We start from the raw sequence: 13,024 nt of genomic DNA, 5'->3' as shown, positions 1-13,024 counted from the left end.
CATGATAAAGAATATAAGTGTTACTGTTGTCGGTGTAATGATAGCATTGATAAGCTGCAATACCGAAAATGATTTTTATGAAGTAGGTCGTCAATCTGTTTCACTGAAATATCCCACAAAGGATACAGTATGGGTATTAAATTACCAAAAGCCCGATTCACTTTATCGCTTTTCGTGGGAATCAAAAAGAAACTATATTGATTACAGCCTAGTATTCAATTTAAGTGAAGATTTCAGCACCAAGAAAGTGGAAGTGGCTGCAGGCATCAAAAGAGATTTTTATCTGACTACCATGCAGGTAGATTCTATCCTCAGTTCAATGGATGTTGGTATAGGAGAGCAAAAAAATATCTATTGGACAGTTGAAGTCATAGATCCCGAAGCCGGTTGGTGCGATGAAGTAAGAAAATTAACAATAACCCGCTGTGACTTGCCAATGAATGTGATTATGCTTAATAACCCTTCGAATTTGGCAGAACTAATCCTGGATAAAGCAAATCCGGAGAATCCAATAACTTTCAGTTGGACTTGCCAGACAGAAGTCAAGGATTATGTTCTGGAAATGAGCTTCGATGCCGATTTCGAAAATATGATAAAGATAGAGACCGGGACTGAAGATTCGTATGAATTTACAAACAAATATTTTGACGATTTGTTGAAAGCCCATGGAGTGTCATTAGGAGAAAGCATTTCTCTCTACTGGCGAGTTACGGGAACTGGAAATCTGAATAACCCAATAGAAAATAGTGCAGTAAGGGAAATCTCGATAAAACGCTTCATCCGTGACCCTGCTCAAGTGACTTTGACTTCACCGGATGAAGGTAGCACAATATTGCTTGCAGCAGAGAATGCTTCGGATATGTTCAACTTCAGATGGAATTGCGATACAACCGGGGTGGGCTATACAGTGAGACTATATGATAAAGAATCTGAAATATCGGTAGAATTTGATGCTGGAGAAAACCAGTTTTATTCGATCTCGCAACTGGATTTGGATCAATTACTCGAACAACAATTCGAAATGGTAGCTTCGCAGAAAAAGAAAATGTATTGGGAAGTAATCCCTAGCGATCCTCTGCGAGCTGTTTCTGAACAGAAAGGAGCATTTACGATAAGAAGATTCCAGGCTGTTTTATCTGCTCCTAAAATCAATCTGACAGCATTTCCTGCTGATGCCACAGCCTATGTTCTCAATGTGTCGACTCCGGCAACAAGCCTGACAACTGTCAATTGGGAGTGTCCAGCTACCGGCGTCACATACGCAATAGAATATAGTCTGTATGCCGATATGACCCAATCGAAAGTGAAAGAGTCAACCCCCAACAAAACGTTAAACTTCACTCATCGTTTACTGGATGAAATGTTGTCCGACCTCGGAGCATCATATTGGACAAAAACGGTTTATTGGCGAATAATAACAACAGTAACGGTATTGACTGAGCCTTCGGATATACATAGCATCCTGTTGACCGGAATGGTTAAACTATTGATAGATAATCGTGATTCGGATAACCCGCAAACTTATCCGGTGGTTAAAATAGGTGATAATTTTTGGATGGGAGCAAACCTACGCGCGATAAAATATAGTGACGGCACACCCTTTACAACTGTCGATCTGGCATCGAAAACTTATACTGGGGGTGCTGTAACGGATCCTGATGTAATCGGCCAATATTATACATGGCCCACGGCCTTGCGCTCATGGCAATCAGCCGGATCGAATGAAAACACTATTATACAGGGTGTTTGTCCTGATGGATGGCATATATCTACTTTAGCAGACTGGAATGCGTTGATAAATGACCTATCTCCTGAACCTGCCAAAAAAGTAAAATCAATCCAATTTTGGGGAAATCAGTGGGAGGTGACTAATAGTAGCGGATTGAATTTGGTTCCCGGTGGTGTATTCTGGCATGGAAATGTTGGTGCTCCCGATTTGGCAGGGAGTGATGGTAAGTCAGGATATTGGACTACTACTGTCGGCTCGCCTACCACAGCCTATATGATGGAAGTTTTCGATTGGAACAGTAACGATATTATACCTTGGCATTACTTGTCACGTCCATGGAGTGAAGGGGATGGTACGGCATCAAAAATGGTGAATGTGCGCTGCGTAAGAGATCCGGACTAATTCTATGGAATCAAGTAGAGGCTGTCTTTTGAGACAGCCTCTTGCAAGATTTTGCACCGATTTATTTACTCTTTACCCTGGAATCCTCCATGCGGTAAAAGGGAAAAAAGAGATTATCCATCTAACTGAAAGGTCTCCAGCATCTCCATACACATACGCCCGTTGTGGTAAGGACATTTCCAGAACCCCGCCTTATCACCTTTCCGGTTGACACTGCCGTCGGCCAACCGGCTCCAGTACCATTCGCCAGCCTTTTTATCCACAATCTGGTTCCGGATATAGTCCCACGCTCCGGCAGCTTTCTCTTTATAGCGGGTGTCCCCTGAGTTTTCGTACGCATACATATATCCGACCACCGCTTCTGCCTGTACCCACCAATGGTGCTCAGCGAAAAAGTTCTTTTATCCGGATATCTCTGAATTTAACAACAGAATTGTGTCCTAAAAAAGCAATATACCCTTTCTCATAAAACAATGAAGCCGGAATATAATCCGCAGGACTGTTTTTTGTAACTTCCCTTAAATTACCGTCGGCAATAACTGTTCCGTTCAGAATGACTTTGATATGATCGCCGTCGGCAACCACCTCCTGATAATTCCACTCTCCCGCGGGTTTCAGGAAGCCCCGTTTTGCGGGTATCCAGCCATATACCGATCCGTGGTACTGATAAGGCTTTAAATCTTTATAGATAGGCGCTTCATTATCTAGTATCTGCAATTCCATTCCGTCGTATCCGCTTTGGGTTGTTACCATTTTATGCCGTAATCCCAATCCGCTATTCGCTTCAGGAGTAAGTAAAAACTCAAAACGCAAAATAAAATTATCAAACTGTTGTTTTGTATACAAATTCCCATGTCCGGTATTAGGCGTATGGATCATCCATCATTAGGCATATGGATCATCCGGTATTAGGCAATGAGATTATCTCCTGTTAGGGGATGAAGTCGTTTCATCTGGGGGGGATGAGATTATCTCATGTTAGGGAGTGAGGTCGTCTCATATTTAGCCGATGCCCAAGACAGCCGGGAAGTCGCTGGAAGATATCGAGCGGTTCTGGCTAAAGAAGAAATAAACGATGGAAGTTATTTTGGCTCTACATTATTCATCAAGCCTGTTCTTTAAATCCATCCTTTCATAAAGGATTCTAACCACTTCAATTTCTTCGGGTTTTAGCGCCCTGTAGAAGATGATATGTTTACCAATCCTAAATCCTGAAATCTCGCTTGATATTTCCCTGTAGTTTTTTCCAATAGTTGGACTTTCAGCGATTCTTCTGCAAGCATCAATAATCAGGTTATAATACTTGTCTGCCTGATTTTCCGACCAAACTTCATAAGTATAATTCCAAATTTTTGAAAGGTCTTCAACAGCTTTATTAGTGAGAATATATTTAGCTATTTTTTTTCTTATTGGCTTTCAACGTTTCTAAGTGTTTTTTTGCGTCGAAATTTTCAGCTATTCCGCTGTCGATGCCTTCTTGAATGGCACTTTTCAAAGCCTGGACTTTATTCTCTTCTTCTTCAAGAAGTCGAAGTCCGGCTCTAATTACCTCACTTGCATTTTTATAGCGACCCCCAGAAATTCGATGTTCAACAAAATCTTCAAAATAGCGTCCAAGTGAAACTGATGTATTTCGTCCCATAACTTTTATTTTTACAACAAAATTACCAAATTTTGGTAACTTATCCAAGATCTTGAGCCGATTTATTTACCCTTTTCCCTGAAATCCTCTATCCGGTGAAAGGTGAGAAAATTGGCATCGTGGTTGTTATTAGCACCACCGGACTCATCATCGTAAGCCGTGCATGAGAGGAAGATGATATCATCCCCTTCGAACTGCCAATCGATATACTGGAATCCGTGCTTTTCTACATCGGGATGTGCAAGGACGATCTGTTCGATTTCATCAGGCATTTTGGGTAGCCTTCGCTCCTCGATTTCCAATTCTGCACTCGGCAAAGTAAATAGATTCACTTTGCGCTCGCTTAACGAAAACGTTCTTTGATCCGGATATTTCTGAATTTAACAACAGAATTATGCCCTAAAAAAGCGATATGTCCCTTTTCGTAAAATAACGTAGCCGGGATTTTATCGGCAGGAGTTCCTTTTGTAGCTTCCCTTAAATTACCGTCAACAATTACCGTTCCGTTAAGAATGACTGTAATATTATCGCCATCCGCTACAACTTCCTGATAATTCCATTCTCCTGCGGGTTTCAGGAAGCCTCGTTTTGCAGGTATCCATCCATACACCGATCCGTGGTACTGATACGGTTTTAAATCCTTATACAGAGGTGCTTCATTATCCAGTATCTGTAATTCCATTCCATCGTATCCGCTTTGTGCAGTGATCATCTTATGCCGTAATCCCAATCCGCTATTCGCTTCAGGTGTCAATAAAAACTCAAAACGCAAAATAAAATTATCAAACTCTTGTTTTGTATATAAATTCCCATGTCCGGCTTTCGGATACATGACAATGCAACCGCTTTCCAGAATATATTCATCTGTATTGCTTGTCCATTGCGACATGGAGGTACCGTCGAAAAGAACCTTATACCCCTCTTTTTTCTCTTCCTTTGAGAGGCGAAAGGTAGTTCCTTTGCCTATAGTTGTTTGTTGAGAACCGCTGTTTTTGGATACATGACAAGAGACGGTTATCAGTAAAAAGACAAGAATAATTTCCAAATGTTTCATCTTATTTATTTTCTTATTTTGAGTTTCTGAGCATCCCATTCAATTGCTTCATTGCGCAAATAGCTTTCATAACTTAACAGCGCCGGAGCCGCCGCTCTGACAGCAAAAAGGACATCTGCCGTCAAAGGTGTGTTGTTCCTGATTCCATTAATGAAATTAAAATGATGGTCATAATGTCCTCCCTTATAGCCTTTCTCCGCATAAAAGACAAACTCCCGTGGAGATACTTTTTCGGGAACATCCATCCCTTGCCCCAATTGTCGTAATATCTCAAAATCCTTCGCATTCACATCTTCGATTGTTTTCAGGACAACTTTATCCCAACCGACATCCAACGAACCTTTCGAACCAACAATCCTGAAATCCATACTGCCCCATTTCCTGGATACGCCGTCCACATAATTGGCTCCTAACTGTACTGTAAAGGCTCCCAGGTTATTTCTGTCCGGATAATCGAAATATCCCAACATAACATCGGGGGTATCACGTAACCCATCCGTATAGTACCGTATTCCTCCGGTAGTATACACCTTCTCCGGACCTATCGCATCCATAATATAATGAATACTGGAGAGGACATGCACAAACAGGTCTCCCGCTATACCCGTGCCATAATCTTTCCAGTTTCTCCAGGCAAAGAAATGCTGGGGATTGAAGGGTATTTTAGGGGCGTTTCCCAGAAAACGGTTCCACCAGATTGTTTCTTCGGATGCATCCTCAGGGGCGGTAAAGGCATTTAACCTCCCCGGGGCCCCGGTAAATTGGCCGTCTATAAAATTGACGGGGCCAATAATTCCCTGTTGAATCAATAATCGGGCAGCCCTGTTTCCTAATGAGGCCATACCCTGACTACCCACCTGAAACAGTACTCCGGTTTTTTTCTGGGCTTCGATCAGTGCTTTTCCTTCATGCAGTTTATGGATGACCGGTTTTTCACAATAAACATGCTTGCCGGCATTCATTGCTTCAATGGCTATAGGCTGGTGCCAATGGTCCGGAGTAGCGATTATTACCGCATCGATATCTTTCCGCGAAAGAATTTCCTTATAATCTTTTGTAATGAAAAGCTCATTTCCCCATTGTGCCTTAGCCTCCTTCAATCGTTTATCATACAAGTCGCAAACGCCTACAAGCTTAACACCTTCAACTGATAAAGCCGTGAGAGTATTTGAAGTCCCCATACCTCCTTTACCAATCAGGCCGATATTAATAAAAGAGTTGGGAGATACCGACATTCTCACCTCTTTGGCTAATTTCCCCTCTCCTGCGTAGAGCAGTGAAGGGACCGAATTAAGCGTTACGGCGCCTATTGCCATTTTCTTTAAAAATTCACGTCTGTTTTGCATTTTCTGTAATTTTAGTAATTGGAATATAATAACTTATCTATTACAAAAATATAATTATTCAATCATATTCTCTCATATAAATCGCTTTAAATAAGAAGATGTTTAGAAAACAAATAGTCTCCTAAACATCTTCCCAGTCAATTCAATTTATTCTTCACCCCATACATTAAATTCGGCGATATCGCATTGCGCTCCGCCCTCGGGTCCAATCTCCGGATTAGCATATCCAAACACATCACTGATAACAAATCTGATATACCGGGCCGAAGAGCCATCCTGTACAAAGGTATGTTCACGTGGAGAATTACTATCCACACTCCAATCTGATAATTTTGTCCATGCAGTATTATCGGAACTGATCTCAAAATAGCCGTTTTTTATGTTTCCCCTCCATGCATCCACAGGTTTCGTAAATCCAATCCGATAAATCCTGTACTCTTTTTTCAGGTCGAATATAAAATAATAGGGCAATGGTTTGGGAACATCCCATTTTGACCCCCAAAAAGTGGCTACATTCCCATCCAGCATCTTCTCGGGCGTACGCTCGAGCCACTCATAATGAGGCTCTTCAGAAATACATGAGTTCCAATCTATAATTTCCCATGCCGCACGATCCAAAATATCAGGATTAAATGCCACAGGAACAAATAATACAGACTGTTCCGGATTTATTTCATGTCCGGAGACGGATGTGATACGCAAAGGAAGAATATACTCGCCGTAGAGAGGTGAATCGCCTTGATACAATCCCTGTTTCAGAATTTTAAACTCCAAAGGTTGGTAAGTTAAATCCGCCCGTATTTTCCATTGAGTTTTATCGAAACTATACGCTGCATCGGGGAGTAATCTGAACGAGGTATCGTGTATCTCATTATATTCTTCCACTAGTGCCGGATCTACTTCCAGAGTAAATGCCACCCCGGACCTGTTCGGATAATTCACCTCGATTTCCGTAAAATATTGAACTTCTTCCTGAGACCTTTTATCCATTGCAACCCCCAATCGGGTCAAATCAACCGCAGGGATTTCCAGATAATTCTTATCAAACTGAATATAGGGTCTTTTGATTACCGGAACAATAATTGAAGAGATCCTTGCCGAATCCGCAACCCCAATGGAAGCGTTCAGAACACTCAGTTTACATGGAAGAACATACTGCATTTCAGCGCTATTTTGTAACTCCAAAATAGCGTCCAGATCGAATCCGATCTGGAAAGATTTCCGATATTCCCCTTTATCGAATGTTAATCTCTTTGACTTTAGATTATAGTATTCCTGCGGCAAAACCTGATAATTTGTATTATGCGAAATATTATATTCAGCAAGTAAATTCTCATCGATTTGAAGTTCCACTTCTGCGTCCTGCAGCCCCATTCCACTCTTAACAACCATAAAATCATACGTATAATCGTCCCACAAAAACATTTCTTCCGAAATAAGTCCGGGCTTCAATACATAAATCTGGTCATCAACCATATTGTGTAATCTATAACTCTCGTCACAGGCAGATCCTACGGAAAGGATTACAAAGAAAATAAAGATATATATAAAGTTATGTTTAACTGTTCTCATAATTCTATCAATTAAAAGATTACCATCCGTAATTTTGTGTAATATTCCGCATTTCGCTCAATTGATTCTGATGAAGGGGAAATAACAGATGCTTGGGTTCACATACAAGTTTTCCCGGAAATACCTGATCCGTTCTTTCCCAGGAATCTTCATAATTCGTAGCCAGCAGGTTCAATGTGTAATTTGGCTTATTGGATTCTTCTTCAGCTATCATCCATGTGCGTACATCGTAGAACCGGTGCCCTTCAAACGCGAGTTCCACCATTCTTTCCTTTTGTATCAATTCTCTTAACAGCGTTTTATTGCCGACGACTTCCGGATAGGCTTCTTCGAGTTTGTTCAATCCACTTCTTTCGCGCACCAGATTGATATACTTCAATGCTTCCGATTCGTTCCGGTTGGGCTTTTCATTACAGGCTTCGGCATAATTGAGATAAATTTCCGCCAGACGGTAATACGGCCAGACATATTGTCCCCACTGACCTTCTTCAATATTATTGGTTGGATCACTAAACCGTCTCCACAGGAATCCTGATTTCACACAGTCTCCCGAAGCAGAATAAGAGGAGGTTCCGCCGGTATAGAATGTAACCAATTTTACTCCTTTATAGGTATTGATCCAATTCATTCCATTCGCCAGGATGGAAGCATAATACCTGGCGTCGCGCCCTATGCAGCTGTTATGCGCCTTGATAGGAGCAAAATCATCCAACGGATGAATATATCCTTCAGTAAATCCGGTAGCCCGATAACCCGATTGAGTGTCAACGATAGGTTCTCCATTGCCTCTGTATCCTGTAACCGGAAACCTTCCGGACTCTGCCATCGGGTATGAATCAACCAGTTTTAATGAGGGGGCATATCCTCCATATCCTTCTTTCACTACACGTGGCGGGGCACATCTTACATTATAAGCAAAAGCACTGGAAACCCATTTACCCCAAATAGTCTCCTCATTCCATTTATCAAACCACACTCCCTGATATGATTTTATGGCTCGTTTCAACGGGTCGGCTTCCTGTGTATTTTTATACAAATTATATATGCCTAAATCAATCACATCTTTTGCCGCCTGCGCTGCAATCTCCCATTTGTTCGGATCTGCCTCCTGGGGGAACAGATAATCGCCATAAAGGTTTTTCATCCCTTTATACAGCGCTGCTCCATTGAACTGGGGACGGGCAGCATATAATGTCAGTCTCGATTTGGCAGCCATTGCAGCGCCTTTTGTCATACGTCCGGACCATGCTTCGTCTGTGATCCTAAGGGGAAGAACCTCTATGACTTTATCATACTCCGAGATAATGAATTCGATATTCCGGTCAACCGAATGACGATCAACGGAATCGGATCTTATTAAACTGGTGGATTCCTGATCACCCCAAATATATACCGGTCCATATTTGCGAAACAATGAAAAGTACAAATAGGCCCTGATAAAACGTGCTTCGGCCTTCATGACTTCTTTCGTACTTTCATTGATTTCGGTATTTCTATCTACGTTATTCATAAATATGGTAGCTTGCTTGATACCATTATAATTCCGCTCCCAGTTGTGAGTATATCCTGTGGTGACCCCCCAGGCCCCTTGCCTATTGGATTCCCATTCCCCGTATAACCAGGAGAAAAGAGCTTCATCGCTTCTGGATACGACTGTTCCGTCGCCGCCGTCGCCATAAATAGGATCTTCCTCTACAGGCAGATATCCGTACACTTGTGCAAGATAGGCCTCAGTCGTGCTTCTTTTATCGAATACTTCCTGAAGCGTCATTTGATTCTGCAGTTCCACATCCAGATAATCACTGCATGAAATCCCCATTAAAGTGAAAAACACTAAAAGGACCCAATAATATATTTTAATTGTTATTTTCCTCATAACCTTACTACTATTTAAAAATTAATATTTAATCCTATACTTATTGTCTTCATATTAGGATAGGCACCTCCGTTTCCGGTATCTAATTCGGGATCCCACAACTTGAATCCGGTAAAAGTTAAAAGATTGATACCTTGCAAATAAAATCTCATGGCAGACAATCCCATTTTATCGGAGATATTTTTGGGGACCGTATATCCGAATTCTGCGTTCTTTAAGCGCATATAGCTCATATCACGCAGCCAGTAGGTGGAATATTGTTTATTATTGCTTTTATCCAACATCGATAACCTTGGATATTTTGCATTTGGGTCGGGATTCCGCAGAGTCCACCTATTTTCAGCTACATCGGCATAAATTTGTCCATTTACCAGGATACTTCCCCCGGAGCCGAATATAGGTCCACCGGTAATCATTCTGGAAACATGATCCACCCCCTGGAAGAAAAAAGAGAGGTCAAATCCTTTCCATCCGGCACTTACGCCCACCCCATAATTAATTTCAGGAATAGAGGTATATCCAATGGCTACACGGTCAAAATCATCAATCACTCCATCGCCATTGATATCTTTATACTTGATATCTCCCACAACCGGACTATCGAACGTTTGCAGAGGACTGTTGGCAATATCCTCTTCCGACTCAAACAACCCGAGAGCGATAAGCCCTCTATGTTGTCCATGTGGTTCATTTATCTCTTCCTGATAGGGCCAAACGGGAGTTGGCTTGTCATCGTATAATTTTTTATTCCTGTTGAAGGTGAAATTTGCCCGTCCCGATAAAGTCCAATCTCCAAATTGTTGCATATATTCCAGAGAACCGTCCCAACCGCGGTTTTTCATTCTTCCCAGATTGACATAGGGATTTATGTTAATACCCACAATAGAAGGAACACTTTCCTGCAAGATATAAATCCCTTCCCTCATATCTGTAAAATAATCGACCTGAAGTTTAAGCTTATTAAAAAAGCCAAGTTCGATTCCGACGTTACTTTTCTTTGAGCTCTCCCAGGCGACGTTAGGGTTTCCCGGATAACCGGTGGCAATACCTTCTCTCCATGTTCCCGTTCTACCGAAATAATATCCTCCGGTCCATGTCATTTCCGAGTTATAAGCAAATCTTCTGTTACCTCCAATCTGATCATTCCCGATTTCCCCATAGGATGCTTTTAATTTCAGCAGGTGAATTGTCGGAAGCAATTTTTCAAAATACTTTTCGTTGCTAATGAGGTACCCCACGGCTATGGACGGAAAGAATCCGAATCGATGGCTGGGTGCAAAATTTTCAGATCCGTTATAACCGAAGTTTCCTTCAATAAAATATTTATCCCGGAATGAATAGGTGGTTCTCCCCGCAATACCGATATTACGATAGGGGAATGCTGCAATATAGTCTCCCGGAAAGTTATTGGTATGCTCTCTCATGCTGAACAGGAACAATCCACCTACCCGATGAACCTCATTGAATATATTCTCGTATGTAAGCGAAGCTTCCAGATTGGTGGTCCTGGTGCCCCTATTGGAGCGGGCAAGGGACAGATAGTCGCTCCCATCGGAATTTTTATGTAAAAGCAAATTGCCTTCCTCGTCCCTTCCGGTGGCATAATAAGTAGCAGGATGTTTTCTTTGATCCAATGTACTTTCGTTTACCGCATCCCATGAATACTTCAAATTAGCGCTCAGACCTTTGGTGATTATTTCCGAAAAATCCTGGGTCAGACTGATCAGTGATTGGGAGGTATTCCAGAAATCCTGAGAAAATCCGGTACTATTTAAGGCATAATAAGGATTACTACCCACCAGCGGTTGAGCATGTGTCCCATCGGAAAACACAGGAGGAGTAGCGATAGGGGTCGTGGTCAATGCCATGGACCACATGGTGGCAAGATCAGTGCCCAAACGGTTCTTCGTTTCATATTGATTGGACAAACCCAGGGCCAACGTAGTGGAGGATGTCAGGTCAATGTCTACATTCGACCTGAAGTTAAACCGGGAATACCTCATTGAAGGATTATAATTTGCAGATACTTCGGGGTTAAAAATCCCGTTTTCCGTATAGAACGAACCGGAAACATAATAGACTATGCTTTTACCTCCTCCCGTAATATTCAAACTGACTCTCTGATTATTGGTATTATCTTTAAAGAGAGTTTTCATCCAATCTACGCTCGGATATAAATCCGGATCAACACCGGTAAGATATTTCTGTCTTTCCAGATCAGAAAAAGCAAGACGTCCTGTATTATCATATACAATGTCGTTATAATAGTCAATCCACTGTTCTGTATTAGCCAGTCTGGGCATGACAACCGGAGATAATACACCGTACTCTACTTTTGCGTTAATCTGAGGCTTCGGCGATTCTCTCCCTCTTTTAGTGGTGATCAATACTATTCCGTTCGCACCCCTTACTCCATACACAGCCGTCGCTGTAGCATCTTTCAGAATAGAAAAGGTTTCAATATCATCATAATCTACCAAATCCAAAGACCGTTCTATTCCATCAACCAGAATCAAAGGGCTACTATTGGCACCGAATGTACTCACACCCCGTATCCAAAAATTAGACCCTACGCCAGGCTCCCCTGATTGTTGTACGGATACAATACCAGCCATCTGACCTGCCAGATTATTACTGATTTTACCCACCGGCATTCTGATTTCATTGACAGAAACACTGGTAATAGCACCAATCACACTTTCTTTCTTTTGTGTCCCGTAAGCAACCACGGTTACTTCATCTAATTGACTTGACACAGGATACATCGTCACATCAATATAGGTTTTATCCTGTACTTCTACTGTCTGTGAAACCATCCCCATAAACGAAAAAATCAATTTGTCAGACTGATTAACTTTTATTTCAAAAGTTCCGTCCACATCCGTAGTCACTCCTCTTGTAGAATTTTCAATCAGGATGCTCACACCCGGCAAAGGTTCATTTGTCTCCGCCTCAACAACTTTCCCTCTTACCTGTACTTCTTGCTGGGCAAGCAAAAACGCAGGGAAAAGAAAAAAAGTAAATAAGAAAATAAGTTTAATTTCTCTTTTCATTTCATTTGTTTTAGATTAAAAAAAATATTAGTAATTGGCTTTGTTCTCTCGATTCAAGTGTTTTTTCGTTTCTCTTTTCATTCAAATCATCATGCAGGTCGCTCCATCCGGACTCCCGGCGTAGCAACCGCATAACCTTGTAATAAATCTCCGGAACATTCTCCATCCGGTTTACCAGATTACATGCATAAGGAGGAATAAATAAATCGTCTGGATCATCCACATAGGAACCTCTTTCTCCCTTATCGGGAGCGGGGTCGATGAAAAGAAAAGGGGTACTTAACAGGTTTTTAATAAGGCTGACAAAGAACAGGTATGCAGAAACTGCAACCCGGGAGAGAAAAAATACT

At 41.7% G+C, this 13,024-nt stretch carries 11 protein-coding genes and 1 pseudogene; 1 reads left to right on the top strand and 11 read right to left on the bottom strand.

The annotated features are described in order from the left end of the window. Position 1: 1 nt before the first annotated feature. Complete coding sequence (locus tag Q0502_RS00465; RefSeq protein ID WP_298645874.1) at positions 2 to 2,131, top strand: SusE domain-containing protein; 2,130 nt, start codon at positions 2 to 4, stop codon at positions 2,129 to 2,131. 113 nt (positions 2,132 to 2,244) lie between these two features. On the opposite strand, the pseudogene Q0502_RS00460 reads toward Q0502_RS00465, so the two are convergent. The 11 genes and pseudogenes from Q0502_RS00460 to Q0502_RS00410 form a co-directional block, all read right to left on the bottom strand. Continuing rightward, a pseudogene (locus Q0502_RS00460) lies at positions 2,245 to 2,502 on the bottom strand (AGE family epimerase/isomerase); the annotation flags it as partial. 13 nt (positions 2,503 to 2,515) lie between these two features. Then, entirely contained in the window at positions 2,516 to 3,010 is a 495-nt protein-coding gene (locus Q0502_RS00455) for a DUF1080 domain-containing protein (RefSeq protein WP_298645871.1), read from the bottom strand. Positions 3,011 to 3,229: 219 nt separating this feature from the next. Beyond that, positions 3,230 to 3,517, bottom strand: coding sequence for a type II toxin-antitoxin system RelE/ParE family toxin (locus Q0502_RS00450; protein ID WP_298645902.1), 288 nt, complete (start codon positions 3,515 to 3,517; stop codon positions 3,230 to 3,232). 4 nt (positions 3,518 to 3,521) lie between these two features. Continuing rightward, positions 3,522 to 3,773 (bottom strand): type II toxin-antitoxin system ParD family antitoxin, encoded by a 252-nt coding sequence (locus tag Q0502_RS00445; protein WP_298645869.1) that lies wholly within the window; start codon positions 3,771 to 3,773, stop codon positions 3,522 to 3,524. A gap of 62 nt (positions 3,774 to 3,835) precedes the next feature. Continuing rightward, positions 3,836 to 4,105 carry a hypothetical protein gene (locus Q0502_RS00440; protein WP_298645867.1) on the bottom strand — a complete coding sequence of 90 codons (270 nt, stop codon included), beginning with the start codon at positions 4,103 to 4,105 and terminating at the stop codon, positions 3,836 to 3,838. 11 nt (positions 4,106 to 4,116) lie between these two features. Continuing rightward, a complete protein-coding gene (locus tag Q0502_RS00435; protein ID WP_298645865.1) occupies positions 4,117 to 4,827 on the bottom strand; it encodes a DUF1080 domain-containing protein in 711 nt (236 codons plus the stop codon). Positions 4,828 to 4,832: 5 nt separating this feature from the next. Continuing rightward, a complete protein-coding gene (locus Q0502_RS00430; RefSeq protein WP_298645863.1) occupies positions 4,833 to 6,173 on the bottom strand; it encodes a Gfo/Idh/MocA family oxidoreductase in 1,341 nt (446 codons plus the stop codon). A gap of 147 nt (positions 6,174 to 6,320) precedes the next feature. Then, positions 6,321 to 7,745: a DUF1735 domain-containing protein gene (locus tag Q0502_RS00425; RefSeq protein ID WP_298645859.1), complete on the bottom strand. Its 1,425-nt coding sequence runs from the start codon at positions 7,743 to 7,745 to the stop codon at positions 6,321 to 6,323. Between the two features lie 19 nt (positions 7,746 to 7,764). Further along, the gene (locus Q0502_RS00420) at positions 7,765 to 9,621 is read right to left on the bottom strand and encodes a RagB/SusD family nutrient uptake outer membrane protein (RefSeq protein WP_298645856.1); all 1,857 of its coding nucleotides are present in this window, start codon (positions 9,619 to 9,621) and stop codon (positions 7,765 to 7,767) included. 14 nt (positions 9,622 to 9,635) lie between these two features. Next, the gene (locus tag Q0502_RS00415; RefSeq protein ID WP_298645854.1) at positions 9,636 to 12,674 is read right to left on the bottom strand and encodes a TonB-dependent receptor; all 3,039 of its coding nucleotides are present in this window, start codon (positions 12,672 to 12,674) and stop codon (positions 9,636 to 9,638) included. A gap of 10 nt (positions 12,675 to 12,684) precedes the next feature. Continuing rightward, a partial coding sequence (locus tag Q0502_RS00410; protein ID WP_298645851.1) for a hypothetical protein occupies positions 12,685 to 13,024 on the bottom strand: 340 nt, incomplete at its 5' end.

Origin of the sequence: uncultured Proteiniphilum sp. (assembly GCF_937873925.1) — a bacterium.
In the GTDB taxonomy this organism is placed as follows: domain Bacteria; phylum Bacteroidota; class Bacteroidia; order Bacteroidales; family Dysgonomonadaceae; genus Proteiniphilum.
Note: the sequence above shows the minus strand (reverse complement) of the source record. Positions and strands in the feature narration are given on the sequence as shown.